16 protein-coding genes are annotated in these 16,058 nt (G+C 46.8%); 4 read left to right on the top strand and 12 right to left on the bottom strand.

The features are described from left to right. Positions 1–4 precede the first annotated feature (4 nt). The 8 genes from W04_RS14320 to cspD all read right to left on the bottom strand — a co-directional run bounded on the left by W04_RS14320 (position 5) and on the right by cspD (position 8,320). On the bottom strand, positions 5–1,147 hold the full coding sequence (locus tag W04_RS14320; protein WP_053911298.1) for a cupin domain-containing protein: 1,143 nt from the start codon (positions 1,145–1,147) through the stop codon (positions 5–7). Positions 1,148–1,212: 65 nt separating this feature from the next. Further along, a complete protein-coding gene (purB, locus tag W04_RS14315; protein ID WP_053911297.1) occupies positions 1,213–2,580 on the bottom strand; it encodes an adenylosuccinate lyase in 1,368 nt (455 codons plus the stop codon). 68 nt (positions 2,581–2,648) lie between these two features. Beyond that, positions 2,649–3,251 carry a high frequency lysogenization protein HflD gene (hflD, locus tag W04_RS14310; RefSeq protein ID WP_053911296.1) on the bottom strand — a complete coding sequence of 201 codons (603 nt, stop codon included), beginning with the start codon at positions 3,249–3,251 and terminating at the stop codon, positions 2,649–2,651. Position 3,252: 1 nt separating this feature from the next. Next, positions 3,253–4,353 (bottom strand): tRNA 2-thiouridine(34) synthase MnmA, encoded by a 1,101-nt coding sequence (gene mnmA, locus W04_RS14305; protein WP_053911295.1) that lies wholly within the window; start codon positions 4,351–4,353, stop codon positions 3,253–3,255. 83 nt (positions 4,354–4,436) lie between these two features. After that, entirely contained in the window at positions 4,437–4,880 is a 444-nt protein-coding gene (locus tag W04_RS14300; RefSeq protein WP_053911294.1) for an NUDIX hydrolase, read from the bottom strand. Next, on the bottom strand, positions 4,873–5,508 hold the full coding sequence (locus W04_RS14295) for a pseudouridine synthase (protein WP_053911293.1): 636 nt from the start codon (positions 5,506–5,508) through the stop codon (positions 4,873–4,875). Before W04_RS14295 ends, W04_RS14300 begins: the two co-directional genes overlap by 8 nt. A gap of 64 nt (positions 5,509–5,572) precedes the next feature. Beyond that, positions 5,573–7,795 carry an NADP-dependent isocitrate dehydrogenase gene (locus W04_RS14290; protein ID WP_022944167.1) on the bottom strand — a complete coding sequence of 741 codons (2,223 nt, stop codon included), beginning with the start codon at positions 7,793–7,795 and terminating at the stop codon, positions 5,573–5,575. A gap of 303 nt (positions 7,796–8,098) precedes the next feature. Beyond that, the gene (gene cspD / locus W04_RS14285; protein WP_022944168.1) at positions 8,099–8,320 is read right to left on the bottom strand and encodes a cold shock domain-containing protein CspD; all 222 of its coding nucleotides are present in this window, start codon (positions 8,318–8,320) and stop codon (positions 8,099–8,101) included. A 200-nt stretch (positions 8,321–8,520) separates the two neighbouring features. Between cspD and clpS the strand changes: the two genes are divergently transcribed. Together clpS and clpA are read left to right on the top strand one after the other, a co-directional pair. Then, a complete protein-coding gene (gene clpS, locus W04_RS14280; protein ID WP_053911292.1) occupies positions 8,521–8,838 on the top strand; it encodes an ATP-dependent Clp protease adapter ClpS in 318 nt (105 codons plus the stop codon). A gap of 26 nt (positions 8,839–8,864) precedes the next feature. Beyond that, positions 8,865–11,132 carry an ATP-dependent Clp protease ATP-binding subunit ClpA gene (gene clpA, locus W04_RS14275; protein WP_053911291.1) on the top strand — a complete coding sequence of 756 codons (2,268 nt, stop codon included), beginning with the start codon at positions 8,865–8,867 and terminating at the stop codon, positions 11,130–11,132. A gap of 68 nt (positions 11,133–11,200) precedes the next feature. On the opposite strand, the gene infA is transcribed toward clpA, so the two are convergent. The 4 genes from infA to trxB form a co-directional block, all read right to left on the bottom strand. Further along, positions 11,201–11,419, bottom strand: a complete 219-nt coding sequence (gene infA / locus W04_RS14270) for a translation initiation factor IF-1 (protein ID WP_010560183.1) — start codon at positions 11,417–11,419, stop codon at positions 11,201–11,203. A gap of 97 nt (positions 11,420–11,516) precedes the next feature. After that, on the bottom strand, positions 11,517–12,221 hold the full coding sequence (locus W04_RS14265; protein ID WP_022944172.1) for an arginyltransferase: 705 nt from the start codon (positions 12,219–12,221) through the stop codon (positions 11,517–11,519). Beyond that, positions 12,187–12,930: a leucyl/phenylalanyl-tRNA--protein transferase gene (gene aat / locus W04_RS14260; protein WP_045978765.1), complete on the bottom strand. Its 744-nt coding sequence runs from the start codon at positions 12,928–12,930 to the stop codon at positions 12,187–12,189. Before aat ends, W04_RS14265 begins: the two co-directional genes overlap by 35 nt. Positions 12,931–12,960: 30 nt before the next feature. Next, entirely contained in the window at positions 12,961–13,911 is a 951-nt protein-coding gene (gene trxB, locus W04_RS14255) for a thioredoxin-disulfide reductase (protein ID WP_053911290.1), read from the bottom strand. 261 nt (positions 13,912–14,172) lie between these two features. On the opposite strand from trxB, the gene pssA reads away from it, so the two are divergent. After that, positions 14,173–15,498, top strand: coding sequence for a CDP-diacylglycerol--serine O-phosphatidyltransferase (gene pssA / locus W04_RS14250; RefSeq protein WP_053911289.1), 1,326 nt, complete (start codon positions 14,173–14,175; stop codon positions 15,496–15,498). 364 nt (positions 15,499–15,862) lie between these two features. Then, on the top strand, positions 15,863–16,058 hold a 196-nt coding region (locus W04_RS19125; protein ID WP_231658161.1), incomplete at its 3' end, for a hypothetical protein.

Here is a 16,058-nt window from a genome sequence, read left to right as displayed (position 1 = left end):
CCTCCTATTCACTGTACCAGTATCCCTCATTGATCAGTGTAGACAAGGTTTGACGAAAAAGTAAACAATTTAACGCAGGCTCAAGTTGGGATGTACAGATGCTTTGCTGATCACACAACGCCTGTATAACGCCAAGATGCTCAATCGGTAGGGAAAAGCTGTGTCCCTCGACAAATAGTATCACCGCGTTATCGCGAGTAATGTATAGGGCTCGTAAGCCTCCTGCCTTGTATAAATGCGGATAATCGCTCACATAGTCGCAGATTGTATCTGCACACATGGCGGGTTCAACAGGGAGTAAGTCTTTGTCGTGCTTGGGCTGGCTTAAAGTTTCGCCAATAAAGCGTAAGAACACACTGTCATCATCAATCGCTTGATGCATGAGCGCCCGTAAGCTCTCCAGCTCGTGGTCATGCAGTTGACCTTGGCTACTACGAATTGCCAGTTCTGGGTCGCCATAGCGAGGTTGACCTAGGTCGTGATCGATAAGGTGATCGGCAAAGGCACTCATTAAATCAACTTGGTTGGGAGCGCGAAAGCCCACCGAGTAGTTCAGCGAGGGGGCCACAGCATAGCCTTCGTGCGGTGCATTCGGGGGAATATAGAGAATATCGCCGGGCTCTAATTGCACGTCAATGACGGCCTCAAAGGGTGCGACTTGTAATAATCCTTTATTAGCACTGAATTGACGTAGGTTCTTATTTACTTCGCCAACGCGCCAATGGCGTTGACCTTGCCCTTGAATAATGAACACATCATACTGATCTAAGTGGGGACCAACGCCGCCGCCTGGGGTAGAGTAACTAACCATTAAATCATCAATACGCCAATTCGGGATAAATCGAAATGGTTCCAGTAATTGACTTGCCTCAGGATGCCAGTGATCCACCGCCTGCACCAGCAAGGTTGAGTCAGACTCGCCAAGGGCGCTAAAGTCTTCAAAAGGACCATTTAGACATTGCCAGCTGCCATCATTGGTGACAATCCGTGATTCAATTCCTTCTTCCATAGCAAGTCCGGCAAGCTCTTCGGGTGAAAGTGGATCATTGAAATCAGTAAAGCCCGCTTTTATCAGCAGCGGCTTCTTTTGCCAATAGTGCTGCAAAAACTGTTCTTTAGTCAGCTCATTGATTGTTAAGCTATACATAGTTTCTCCCAATAAAAAAGCGAAAGGGCAGCCCTTTCGCTTTTATGTTATCACTGTCGATGGACTTATAGGTTTTCTACAAATTCAACGGCACGGCCAATATAATTTGCCGGTGTTAATTCTTTTAGCTGCGCTTTGATTTGCTCTGGTAACGCAAGGGTATCGATAAACTCGGCCATAGCGGCTTGGTCTACACGTTTACCTCGAGTCAGCTCTTTAAGCTTTTCATACGGTTTTTCAATGCCGTATTTACGCATTACGGTTTGAATCGGCTCAGCAAGCAGCTCCCAGTTTTGGTCGAGCTCAGCCAGTAGGCGCTCTTCGTTCACTTCGAGCTTGCTTACACCTTTTAACGTTGCTTGGTAGGCAATCAAGGTATAACCCATGCCCACACCCAAGTTACGTAATACGGTTGAGTCGGTAAGGTCACGCTGCCAACGAGAAATTGGTAGTTTTTGCGCTAGGTGGGCGAAAATAGCGTTGGCGATGCCAAGGTTACCTTCGGAGTTTTCAAAATCAATCGGGTTCACTTTATGTGGCATGGTTGATGAACCAATCTCACCGGCAATGGTCTTTTGCTTAAAGTGGTTTAAAGCAATATAACCCCACACATCACGGTCAAAGTCGATGATAATGGTGTTAAAGCGGGCGACGGCATCAAACAGCTCGGCGATATAGTCGTGCGGCTCGATTTGCGTTGTAAAGGCATTCCAGCTTAGGCCTAGGCTAGTAACAAAACGCTCGGCGTGGCTGTGCCAATCGTAATCTGGGTAAGCACTTAGGTGGGCATTATAGTTACCGACTGCGCCATTAATTTTGCCAAGCAATTCAATGTTCGCAACCTGATCACGTTGGCGCTTTAAGCGCATATAAACATTGGCGAACTCTTTACCCATGGTCGAAGGCGAGGCAGGCTGACCGTGAGTGCGGGTCATCATCGCCACCGATTTGTACTCAACCGCTTTGGCTTTAATGGCCTCAAGCAGTTGATCCATGTAAGGGAGTAATACGCTGTCACGGGCTTCGCGCAGCATTAAACCATGAGATAGGTTATTAATGTCTTCTGAGGTGCAGGCGAAGTGGATAAATTCGTTGATGGCGTTAAGCTCAGCGTTATCAGCCACTTTTTCTTTTAGTAAATATTCAACGGCTTTAACATCATGGTTGGTGGTGCGCTCGATATCTTTGACACGCTGTGCGTCTTGCTCGTTGAAATTGGCGACAATGCCATCGAGGAGTGCATTGGCTTCGCTACTTAAAGCCGGAACTTCAGTGATCTGCTCGGCAGCAGCAAGAGCTTGTAACCAACGTACTTCTACCTGTACGCGGTATTTGATTAGGCCGTACTCACTAAAAATGCTACGTAATTCGCTGGTCTTGCTACCGTAGCGCCCATCTACCGGAGAGATCGCGGTTAACGCTGAAAGCTCCATATTAACTCCTAAGTTTTACGTTTGAACGATAATGTCTATGTGTACGCCGCCGGAAGCGGCGCCGGGGTTTAAAGTTGTTCTTTGGCCAATGCCAACATCTTGCGCTTGGCAAAAATAAAGTGCCGCCGTTTACCGCCTAACTGGCGCCATAACACCGCCGCGCGAATACCGGCTAATAGCAGGGCGCGAATACGGTTTTGGATGCTGCTTTGTTTCAGTAGTTGAGGCTGACCAAATACTTGGATACGCTGCCCTAGGGGGCTTATTACCGTCGCATATGTCTCGGCAAAAGCGGCAATAATGGACTCATCCATTAGCTCTAAATGAGTCAGCTTATGTTTAGTGGTTTGAATTTCACTACCCAACTTATTCAACGCCTCGGGCTTGGACGCTAAGATGCGCTCAAGCTGAATTAAGCCACCGACATATTTCACGAGTTCGACATTTTTCTCGGTGCCGGCACTTAGCTGAGCCACCAGGGCGCGATAGCCGCTGTATAGTTCGCGACGAGAGCCGTATACATCTTCGACGTTATCCGGGTCGGTAATTACCAGCGAATTGAGCAGGGGTTCGATATCACTTTGCTGGGCTTGGCCATACTTAGCGAGCTTTTGTACTTGAATGGCCACTTGGCACATAGCGGCTAAGGCCATGATCTGATTGGCATTCATATTATTTAATCACCGAGTCGATAATGCCGCCACCTAGGCACAGATCTCCGTCATAAAAGACCGCCGATTGACCGGGTGTTACCGCTTTTTGCGGTTCATCGAACAGCACGCGTGCGACGCCGTCTTCACCAGCGACCACGGTGCAGGGAATATCTTGTTGGCGATAGCGGGTTTTTACCGTAAGTCGGCACGTGCCCTTAGGCCCGATGCGATCAACCCAATGCAGTTGATTGGCGTTTAAGCCATTACTAAATAGCCGTGGATGATTCTTGCCTTGGCCAACGATAAGCACGTTGCGCTCAATGTCTTTATCAACCACATACCAAGGCTCACCTGAACCTTCTTTTAAGCCGCCTATATGCAGGCCTTTACGCTGTCCTAGGGTGTGATACATCAACCCTTCATGCTCGCCGACAACTTCACCTTCGGTGTCTTCAATGTTACCGGGTTGGGCGGGCAAGTAACGCTGTAAAAAGTCTTTAAATTTGCGCTCGCCGATAAAGCAAATACCGGTGCTGTCTTTTTTATCGTGGGTGACTAGGCCTTCTTGCTCAGCGATGGCACGCACTTGTGGCTTGGGAATATCACCGACTGGGAAGAGGGTTTGCGCGATATGTTCATGACTCAACGTATACAAAAAGTAGCTTTGGTCTTTATTGTCGTCTTCGCCGCGCAGCATAACAAACTTATCACCGCGTTGCTCACGGCGCACATAGTGACCTGTGGCTATATAGTCGGCGCCTAAGGCTTCTGCAGCAAATTCTAAAAAGGCTTTAAATTTGATTTCTTTATTGCACATGATATCTGGGTTCGGGGTACGTCCTGCCTTGTATTCGGCTAAGAAGTACTCAAACACGTTATCCCAGTATTCGGCAGCGAAGTTGACCGTATGCAGCTCAATTCCCAGCTTTTCACATACCATTTCCGCATCTTTTAAATCTTCGGCGGCGGCACAATATTCGTCATTGTCGTCTTCTTCCCAGTTTTTCATAAACAAGCCTTCCACTTGGTAGCCTTGCTCTTTTAACAGGTATGCTGAGACGGAGGAATCTACACCGCCGGACATGCCGACGATGACTTTTATTTGGCTGTTATCGGTCATAAAAACTGAAAATAACTATCACGTTGCTACTAAGGCGCGGATTATACCACGCTTACATAAGGGCTTGAAGTACTGCTGCGCGCTTAGTCTTGACAATGACGCAGATATTCTAAGGGTAAAATAGGGCGGTTTTGGGCGTCATCAATGCATGTTAACACGATGCTCGAACGCAATGGCTGCTCCTTGATTTGCGCTATGTTCAGCCAGTGGCAGGCAATTATATCGCTATCTTGGGGAGCGGTTTCACTTGCTTCATCGAGCTCAGTAAAAAAGCAAAATCGTAAATAATGGGTGCCATTGCGCGCTTGTAAACTGTAAATACCCACTAGGCCTTGCGGCGCGAGGTTGAGCCCTGTTTCTTCCAATAACTCGCGCTGCGCTGCTGCTATTAAGCTTTCGTTCGCTTCCAAATGGCCCGCTGGCTGATTTAATACGCGCTGACCGGTACTTTTATCGCGCTCTTCTACCAGTAAATAGCGCTCTGCGCACTTTACGACCATGGCGACCGTGACATTTGGCTTATGCATAAGGGCGCAGTTCCTGATACTGACCGGGTTGTAACTCACCCAATTGATACTCACCTATACTGGCTCTTACCAACCTAAGGGTGGGGTGGCCCACATGGGCGGTCATGCGCCTTACTTGGCGATTACGCCCTTCACTGATAGCAATTTGCAGCCAGGTAGTGGGCACACTTTTGCGCTCACGAATAGGCGGGTTGCGAGGCCAAAGGTGAGGTGGCTCGGCAATCACACTTACCTTGGCAGGGCGGGTCAGACCATCTTTTAATTCGACCCCGGTTCGTAGTGCCTCAAGCGCTTCTTTACTGACTGCGCCTTCGACTTGGGCCCAATAGGTTTTAAAGGTGTTTTTTTTCGGATTGGCCAGTTGATGTTGTAACTTACCGCAGTTAGTAAGTAGTAGCAGGCCTTCAGAGTCCCTATCTAGGCGACCAGCGGCATACACATGTTTAATTGGAATAAAATCGGCTAGGGTTTGCCGTTTTTCAGCGTCGGTGAATTGGCTAAGCACATCGAAAGGCTTATTAAACAGCACGACTTTTACTTGCTCTTTCGGCAACGGGGGCTTGCTGGCTTTTTTTGGGCGCGTGCGCGCATGTCCGCTTGCGCCTTTAAATCCACGTGGTTGTTTCATCAATGTTAGTTTTTCCAATAAAAAAGGCACCCATTATGGGTGCCTTCCAATGCATTAATGGCGATTACTTAAGTTTAGCTAGAATCGCGTTAAATGTCTCGCTTGGACGCATCGCGCCGAAGGCAAGCTGTTCATTTGGCTGGTAATAACCACCAATGTCCATGGCTTTACCCTGGGCACCGTTAAGCTCATCCATAATCTTCTGCTCGTTGCTACGCAACTCACCTGCAATTTCTGTGAAACGTGCTTTTAGATCAGCATCGTCATCTTGAGCTGCAAGCGCTTCGGCCCAGAACAGCGTTAGGTAGAAGTGGCTACCACGGTTATCGATTTCACCCACTTTACGAGACGGTGATTTGTTTTCATCTAAGAACTTCGCCGTTGCTGCATCTAACGTATCGGCGAGCACTTGTGCCTTGGCATTGTCAAAGCGACCACTTAGGTGCTCGTATGATGCTGCCAGTGCAAGGAATTCACCCAAAGAATCCCAACGTAAGTGGTTTTCTTTTTGGAATTGCTGCACGTGCTTAGGTGCACTACCGCCAGCGCCAGTTTCAAACAGGCCGCCACCATTCATTAATGGAACGATAGACAGCATTTTTGCACTGGTTCCCAACTCTAGAATTGGGAATAGGTCAGTTAGGTAGTCACGCAGTACGTTACCGGTAACGGAAATGGTGTCTTTACCATCTTTAATACGCTCTAATGAGAACTGCGTTGCCGCGACTGGATCCATGATACGAATATCTAGGCCGTCAGTATCGTGTTGAGGTAAATAGGTGTTCACCTTTTTGATTAGCTCGGCGTCATGGGCGCGGTTTTCATTCAACCAGAATACCGCAGGGGTGTTTGACGCGCGTGAACGATTCACTGCTAGTTTAACCCAGTCTTGGATAGGCGCGTCTTTAACCTGACACATACGCCAAATATCACCGGCTTCAACATCGTGCTCGATTAAGGTGTGACCGTTCGCATCGACAACGCGTACTTTACCGGCTGATTTAATCTCAAACGTTTTATCGTGTGAGCCATACTCTTCTGCTTTTTGCGCCATCAAGCCGACGTTAGGCACGCTGCCCATGGTGCTTGGGTCAAATGCGCCGTGCTTTTTACAAAACTCAACGGTTGCATCGTATACGCCAGAGTAGCTGCGATCTGGGATAACAAATGCGGCGTCTTGCAACTGGCCATCGGCGTTCCACATTTGACCTGACGAACGAATAGCAGCTGGCATTGACGCGTCAATGATCACATCGCTGGGTACATGTAAGTTGGTGATGCCTCGGTCTGAGTCAACCATGGCTACGCGTGGGCGCTTGTCATACACGGCCATAATGTCCGCTTCAATTTCTTTGCGCTTGGCTTCATCAAGGTTTTCGATACGTGCATACACATCGCCAATACCGTTTTTAACGTCTACGCCTAACTCATTGAAGAGCTCACCGTGCTTGTCGAAAACGTCTTTATAGAACACCTTAACAGCGTGGCCGAAGATAATTGGGTCAGACACTTTCATCATAGTGGCTTTCATGTGCAGCGAGAACAACACGCCTTGCTCTTTCGCAGCATCAATTTGTTCGCCAATAAAGGCCTGTAATTTTGCTGCGCTCATGCGTGAGCCATCAATAATTTCGCCATCAAGTAATTTTACTTCCGGCTTCAATACGGTGGTGTTACCTGCACCGTCAACATGCTCGATACGTACGCTAGTGGCTTTATCAACGGTAACTGACTGCTCAGAGCCGAAGAAATCGCCGTCTTGCATTGACGCGACACGTGACTGTGAATCTTTGCTCCATGCACCCATTGAATGTGGGTTTTTGCGAGCGTACGCTTTTACAGAAGAAGGCGCACGACGATCTGAGTTACCTTCACGTAATACAGGGTTTACCGCACTGCCTTTTACTTTGTCATAACGTGCTTTAACGTCTTGTTCTTGCTCGTTCTTTGGCTCATCTGGGTAATCTGGAAGGGCATAACCCTGCGCTTGTAACTCTTTAATAGCCGCTTTCAGCTGTGGAATTGAGGCACTGATGTTAGGCAATTTGATAATGTTTGCTTCAGGTGTTTTTGCCAGCTCACCTAATTCGGCAAGTGCATCGCCAATGCGCTGATCTTCATTTAGGAAATCGGGGAATAGCGCAATGATGCGCCCCGCTAGCGAGATATCACGGGTTTCTACCTCAACGCCCGCAGCTTTGGAATAGGCTTCAATAACAGGTAGGAGTGAGTAGGTAGCCAGGGCTGGCGCCTCATCAGTTTTTGTATAAATGATTTTCGAGGTCATTTTGTGTCCTAATTTATCGTTGTATCGTATCGACCGCTTTTAAAGTCTAGTTTAGCGCGGCCAACTCGTGCTGTTACTGTATGGCAGTGTAACAAGCTAAACAGAAAAGCTCCATTCACCTAGACGTTAGGGCGATTAGAAAAAATTCAAGTAATGTTTACACAAATGAACGAATTTTACGGTAAATAAAAATGAGGTAGGGGTCAGGGGGAAATCAAAGCGAGCCGAAATACTGCAAAGCCCGCTCTTCGATGTACTGTTTAATGTCTGCGTACGCGTCAAAAGCACTTAGGTCTTTCCGCATTAAAGCGGTTCAGAGCCATCAGTTGGTGCAATATTGGTTGCGTGCAGGCCTTTAGGCCCTTGTTGCAGTTCAAACGTAACATCTTGGCCAGCTTTCAGTGTTTTATATCCGTCCATCTGAATAGTGGAATAGTGCGCAAAGATATCTTCTTCGCTACCATCTTCTTGGATAAAACCGAACCCTTTGGCGTTGTTGAACCATTTGACTTTTCCACAAGCCATACTTCTACATCCTTCTATAAGTTGACTAATTTAGTTAATCTAAACCTGATAGTTTGTTAGACTGGCGAATGAATAGCCAGTCCACGTTTGACTGTAGTTTATTTGGTCATTCAGTCAAGTTTTTTGTGCATTTTTTTAACAGTTTATTTATTTTTGATTTCAGGTTTGCTTGAGATCTAGAGACAAGACTATATTTAGATATGAGTGGAATGAAAGATTCAGGTGTTGTAGAGCGTAGTCGTGACGAGCAAAAGCAAAAGCTGCAGCCACCGCGTAAGTTTAAGGTAATCTTAAATAACGACGACTACACGCCCATGGACTTCGTTATTGAAGTATTAGTAACGTTTTTCAATATGGATAGCGAAAGAGCAACAGACGTGATGCTCAAGGTCCATCACGAGGGTAAAGCGGTTTGCGGTATCTACCCTGCAGATATTGCCCATACCAAAACAGAGCAGGTTAACCGCTACGCCCGTGACCATGAGCATCCACTGCTTTGCAGTTGTGAGCAGGAATAAAAGTTTGAAAGTTTTGGGGGTTGCCAATGCTAAATAAAGATCTAGAGATTACCTTGAACAACGCGTTCAAAGAAGCCCGCACACGCCGCCATGAGTTTATGACGGTGGAGCATTTGCTGCTGGCATTACTAGATAATCCATCCGCGAATGAAGCCCTCATTGCCTGCGGTGTTGACTTGAGTTTGTTGCGTAACGAATTGTCTGAGTTTATTGATGAAACAACGCCGGTCATCTCAGATCTTGAACAAGAACGGGAAACCCAGCCAACACTCGGTTTTCAGCGTGTTTTACAGCGTGCCGTGTTTCATGTGCAGTCGTCTGGGAAAAGTGAAGTCACAGGCGTCAACGTGCTGGTCGCTATTTTCTCTGAGCAAGAGAGCCAAGCCGTTTACCTATTGAAGAAAAACGACGTTAATCGCCTCGATGTAGTGAACTTTATCTCCCACGGCATTTCGCGCATGGACGACGAGAGTGAAGAACTCGGTGATCATGAAGAAATTCACGAAGAGATGGGTGGTGAAGCGTCGGAAGAGCAAAATATTCTCGACAAATACACCACTAACCTCAACGTGCAGGCAGAAAAAGGGCAGGTAGACCCGCTGATCGGTCGCGATCAAGAAGTGGAGCGTACTGTTCAAGTGTTGTGCCGGCGCAAAAAGAATAACCCGTTGTTGGTCGGCGAAGCCGGCGTGGGTAAAACGGCCATAGCCGAAGGGCTGGCCTATCGTATCATCCACAATGAGGTCCCTGAGGTTATCGCCGATGGCGTGGTTTACTCCCTTGATATGGGGGCCTTGCTTGCTGGTACTAAGTACCGGGGTGATTTTGAAAAACGTTTAAAGAGTTTGCTCAAACAGCTTCAAAAAGAACCTGGGGCTATTCTCTTTATTGATGAAATTCACACCATTATTGGTGCCGGCGCAGCATCGGGCGGCGTCATGGATGCATCGAATTTAATTAAGCCATTGCTATCAAGTGGTGAGCTTCGCTGCATGGGGTCGACAACCTATAACGAGTTTAAGAATATTTTTGAAAAAGACCGCGCTCTAGTGCGTCGTTTCCAAAAAATAGATGTGAGCGAGCCAAGCGTTGAAGACACTGCAAAAATTCTTAATGGTCTGAAAGAGCGTTATGAAGAGCACCACGGCATACGCTACACCCAAAAGGCACTGCGTGCAGCGGCAGAGCTAAGTGCAAAATATATCAATGAGCGTCATTTACCGGATAAGGCCATTGATGTCATTGATGAAGCGGGTGCAAATCAACGCTTGCAGCCTGTATCTAAGCGCAAGAAAACCATTAATGTTGCCGATATTGAGCAAATTATCGCTAAGATAGCGCGTATTCCGCAGCAAAGTGTGTCTTCAAGCGACAAAGAAGTGCTTAAAAACCTCGACCGCAACCTCAAAATGTTGGTGTTCGGTCAAGATCAGTCAATTGAGGCTTTATCTTCTGCGATACGTTTGTCGCGCTCAGGACTTGCCAATGAAGATAAACCGGTGGGGTCATTCCTGTTCGCCGGTCCGACCGGGGTAGGGAAAACCGAAGTCACTAAGCAGTTAGCCAAGTGCTTGGGGATCGAATTTATCCGCTTTGATATGTCTGAGTACATGGAGCGCCACGCAGTAAGTCGCTTGATAGGCGCACCGCCTGGGTATGTTGGTTACGAGCAAGGAGGGCTATTGACTGATGCGGTGATCAAGCAGCCACATGCCGTTGTGCTGCTCGATGAAATCGAAAAAGCACACAGTGATATTTATAATATCCTGTTGCAGGTTATGGATCACGGCACACTAACCGATAACAACGGCCGTAAGGCGGACTTCCGTAATGTTATTTTAGTGATGACCACCAATGCGGGTGTACAAGAAACGGTGAAAAATTCCATTGGTTTTGCCACGCAAGACTCATCGCATGATGCGTTAGCGGAAATCAACAAGGTATTTACGCCAGAGTTTAGAAACCGTTTGGATAATATCATTTGGTTCAACCACCTTGATACCGAGGTGATCTTGCAAGTGGTTGATAAATTCTTGGTAGAGCTGCAAGCACAGCTTGATAAGAAATCAGTCAACCTTGAACTGACCGACGAAGCACGTACTTGGTTGGCACATAAAGGCTATGACAAAGCCATGGGTGCACGGCCAATGGCGCGAGTGATACAGGAGCAAGTTAAGAAACCATTAGCTAACGAAATATTATTTGGTCAGCTCGTTGATGGCGGTGATGTGAAAGTGGATGTCAAAAACGATAAACTGGAATTTAACTACTCTGAAGAGCTTAGCCCCGCCTAATGTGCGTGGCACTTAGCAAAAAGCCCAGCACTTGCTGGGCTTTTTGCTAAACTGGCTTCGCTGGCAAATTAGCGCGCGCGGAAAACGATGCGGCCTTTGCTTAAGTCGTAAGGCGTAAGTTCCACAGTTACTTTATCACCAGTCAAAATACGAATGTAGTTTTTACGCATTTTACCGGAAATATGCGCCACAACTACGTGGCCGTTTTCTAGTTCTACACGGAACATAGTATTAGGTAGGGTATCAAGTACCGTCCCTTGCATTTCAATTACGTCTTCTTTCGCCATATCTAGCGTAACACCTCTGTGATAGTTAAACGCATGCGATTGTGCCGAAAAGCAACGAATAAGTAAAGCCAAGGCACTGAATTTGTCGAATTTGTGCTCATTCGACGGCAATCCACGCATCTGCACGCAATCTTTGCGCTGGTCGGTACTGCAATTTATAGCGCATCTTGCGACAATCATCGATTTGATATCCCAAATAGACAAAGTCTTTTGCTAGCTTCTGGGCATGCTCTATCTGTTTGAGGATCATCACGCTTCCCAAGCTAAGCGCCTCATAATCTGGGTCAAAAAAAGTATAAATAGCAGACAAGGAGTTGGGCATAACATCGGTGACGGCAACGCCAATCAAGCGTTCTTGATGCCAAAGCTCAATAAAAGCGATGTTCATCCACTTGCACAGTAAGAAACTTTCAAACTGGCTGCGCTCAGCGGGATACATGCTGCCATCACTGTGGCGCTCGTTAATATAGCGTTCGTACAGCGGGTAGTATTCAGGGCGTTCAAAGTGACTCACGTGCACGGCAAACTCTTTGACTTTATTAAGCTTACGCTTTTGCGAACGTGAAGGTGTGAACTCACTGGCTAATATGCGCACCGATTCACAGGCTGTGCAACTGGGGCAATGGGGTCGATATATTTGTTCACCACTACGGCGAAAGCCATGTTGCAAGAGCGCTTCAAACCCTTGCGGGGTATAACATAAGGGATCAAGAATAACCAACAGCTGTTCTTCTTGTTCATCAAGATAACTACAAGGAAAACGTTGGCTAAGGCCTATTTTTATGGGAAGGTGTTGCGCCATAAGGAGACTCTAGTTGTCGTGCTCGCCAAAAAGACAAATCAATGGGATATTGATTACTCTCTTTAAGTCTAGCTAAAAAATCCTCTCTGGGTAGGGGAGTTGCCCCCAACTGCGCCAAATAGGGGTTCATCATTTGGCAGTCGATAAAATCTCCACCATGTTGCTTGAGCAATTCCACCAGCGCCCACATCGCTAATTTGGAGCAATCCCGTTGGCGAAAAAACATCGACTCACCGCAAAACACGCGTGACTGCATAATGCCATAAAGTCCGCCAACCAAACGGGGGCCTTGCCATACTTCGACGCTATGGGCAAGGTTTTGATGGTGAGCTTGGATATATGCGTGCTCCATCGCATCTGTGATCCAAGTACCTTCTTGCGCTATGCGTTGGACTTTGCACTGATGGATAACCTCAGCAAAACACTGATTCACGCTTACGCTGATAGCGAGTTTGCGTGCGCTTTTACGCAGGCTGCGGCTAACGTGGAAATCATCAAGCTCGATGACGGCGCGCTCGCTAGGAGACCACCACATAAGAGGTTCACCTTCACTATACCAAGGAAAAATACCTTGGCGATACGCATCGCTTAAGCGTGAAGGGCTAAGGCAACCACCAATAGCAAGGAGGCCATCAGGGTTCTCTAGCGCAGTATTCGGGTGTGGGAAGCCTTCGTCAATGCTACCCAAGTGGTGTAAATATTGAGTCATAGAATAATGGGGCCGTAGCCCCATCAATACTTATTTTAAGTTATCTAGGTAACGCTCTGCATCGAGCGCCGCCATACAGCCTGTACCAGCAGAGGTAATTGCTTGGCGGTAAATGTGGTCAGACACGTCACCGGCAGCAAAAACACCTTCCACACTGGTTTGTGTAGCATTGCCATTTAGACCTGATTCAACAACTAAATAACCGTCTTTCATTTCTAACTGGCCTTGGAACATATCGGTGTTCGGCTTATGGCCAATAGCAATAAACACGCCCATTACATCAAGCTCTTCGGTGGCGTCAGAATTGGCATCTTTAATACGCACACCTGTTACGCCCATGTCGTCACCTAACACTTCATCAAGTGTACGATTCCAATGGATAGTTACATTGCCGTTTTCAGCCTTTTCTAATAATCGATCAGAAAGGATTTTCTCACTTCTAAAGCTATCACGGCGGTGAATTACGTGAACTTCAGAGGCGATGTTAGACAAATACAGCGCTTCTTCAACAGCGGTGTTACCGCCACCAACAACAGCCACTTTTTGGTTCTTGTAAAAGAATCCGTCACAGGTCGCACACGCAGACACGCCACGGCCTTGGAAGGCCGTTTCTGAATCAAGGCCAAGGTATTTAGCTGATGCACCGGTGGCGATGATCAGCGCATCGGCTGTGTACGTATCGCTGTCGCCTTTGAGTTCGAACGGACGAACCTGGGTATTCACCTCGTTGATGTGATCGAACACAATTTCAGTTTCAAAGCGCTCAGCATGCTCTTTCATACGCTCCATTAAAGCCGGACCCGTTAAACCGTGGGCATCGCCAGGCCAGTTTTCAACTTCAGTGGTCGTGGTTAACTGACCGCCTTGTTGAATACCAGTAACCAGCACAGGGTTAAGGTTAGCACGGGCGGCATAGACGGCTGCGGTGTATCCCGCTGGGCCGGAGCCAAGAATAAGTAATTTACAGTGTTTGGCGCTCATACAACTTTCCAATTAATTCATGTGAACATAGTTATGCGGGTGATTCTAAGAAAAACAATCCATAAGTAAACAATTTTGCAAACATAACTCAACGCTAAAACCGCAGGATGTCAAAAAATCTGTACTTGTGCGTTATTGCAGCAAATAACGAATAACAAACCGTTATTTCATGACCTGTGATATTTTTTTTGCTATGTTCTAGGGCAATTATAAACTCACCCCGAGGGTGCGCCCCCGGCGACGCAGAAAAATAAGGGCCTCATGTATTTTTGGCAACATCAAGCGGGCTATGCGCTCGAACAACAAGACATTGATATTTTACTTGATGCAAAAAGCTACCGGCAGCGACTGCTTGAGCTGATTGCCTCGGCTAAACACCGTATTTATATCACCGCTTTGTACCTCCAAGATGATGAAGCGGGTCGGGAAATTCTTGATGCATTACATGACGCATCGCGCCAAAACCCAGAGTTGGAAGTAAAAGTACTGGTCGATTTTCATCGTGCTCAGCGTGGGCTCATTGGTGCCGACAAAAGCGAGGGCAATGCGGCTTTGTATTACCAGTGCTTGCAGCAAAGCGGCTCCAACGTGCAAGTATATGGTGTGCCAGTAAAGGCAAAGGAGCTGTTTGGGGTGCTGCATCTCAAAGGCTTCGTCATCGACGACACCTTGCTGTACAGCGGTGCAAGCCTAAATAACGTTTATCTACATTATTTCGAGCGCTACCGCTTAGACCGGTATTTTGTTATCAAGCAAGCACAATTAAGTGACGCCTTTGTCGAGTTTATAGAGCAGACCTTAATCGCCTCTGATGCCGTGCCGCGCTTAGACAAACGGCCAATTCCGGCGTTTATCGATATTAAAGCTGAGCACAAGCAATTAGTAAGGGCGCTGAAAAAAGCAAGTTATCGCCAGAGCAGCCAAGACAGTCATGCCCCCTTAACCGTACGTCCTTTTATTGGGCTTGGGCGGCGCAACAACAAACTTAATCGTTTAATTAAGCAACTGTTTGATATCACCGATAATGAGCTTGTGCTTTATACTCCTTACTTTAATTTCCCAACGCCGCTATTAAGAGCGCTACGCAGGCTGTTACGTCAAGGTAAGCAAGTAACCATTGTTGTCGGTGATAAAACCGCCAATGATTTTTACATCCCTCCGACTGAGCGCTTTTCGAAAGTAGGGGCACTGCCTTATTTATACGAAACCATTTTGGCCAAGTTCTTAAAGAACCAAAAGCGCTTCATCGAAGCGGGTAATCTTAATGTGTACCTGTGGAAACATGACAGCAACTCGTTTCACTTAAAGGGTATATGCAGCGACAAGCGCTACCACTTATTAAGTGGTCATAACCTTAATCCTCGAGCTTGGGGTCTGGATATCGAAAACGGCATTTTTATTGATGATAAAGACGGACAAATGGTTGCAGCGATAGAGCAAGAAAAGCAGGCGATTATGCAACATTGTACCCGCTTGAACAGCTATAAAGAGCTGGAGCAAATGGCTGATTACCCAGAGCCAGTGCAAAAGATTCTTGGCCAAGCTAAGCGCGTCAAAGTGGACTTTGTCGTTAAACGCTTTATTTAAACTCTCTTAGGCTTATAGCTTTCAAAAGCGGCTTATAATGAGCTGCTTTTTTGTTTGCGCAATCGCTGTTGTAACCCGTTTATTGTTACCCGAGTGCGGGGGAAGAATAGGGGTGTTATAGCGATATAGTATTTGGTGCGACGGTCGATTCAGCGCCAAAATCAGATTTTCAGGCGTAACTCGTTTTATGCTCCAAAACGTGTTCGAGCTAGCTCAGATAGCAACGAGGACTGGTAGTATTTCCCTATTTCTGCTTCTGCCATAAGTGTGTCTAGGGAACCACAGAGCTTACTGGTTCCTCTTCATTGTGCAATGGTTTAGGTTAGTGAAATGGCATAACACTATATACCGAATGGAATCTTTGATGTTAGATTGTGAACTTAATTACTTTGATAAACTTTTCTTAGATTTAAAGGAGAGAGAGCATAGTTATTGTCCATACAAGCTTGTGATCGAAGCATATCTTTACAGAAAATCTTCAAAGAAAAGGAAAACAAAACCCCAACCAAACCGAGATGAATCCTTTTGGAACTCAAAGTTTGTTTTTGACATCCCACTAT

The organism is Pseudoalteromonas sp. SW0106-04 (genome assembly GCF_001293805.1).
Taxonomy (GTDB): Bacteria; Pseudomonadota; Gammaproteobacteria; order Enterobacterales; family Alteromonadaceae; genus Pseudoalteromonas; species Pseudoalteromonas ruthenica.
The sequence above is the reverse complement of the archived record's forward strand: the minus strand, read 5'-3'. Positions and strand labels throughout refer to the sequence as shown.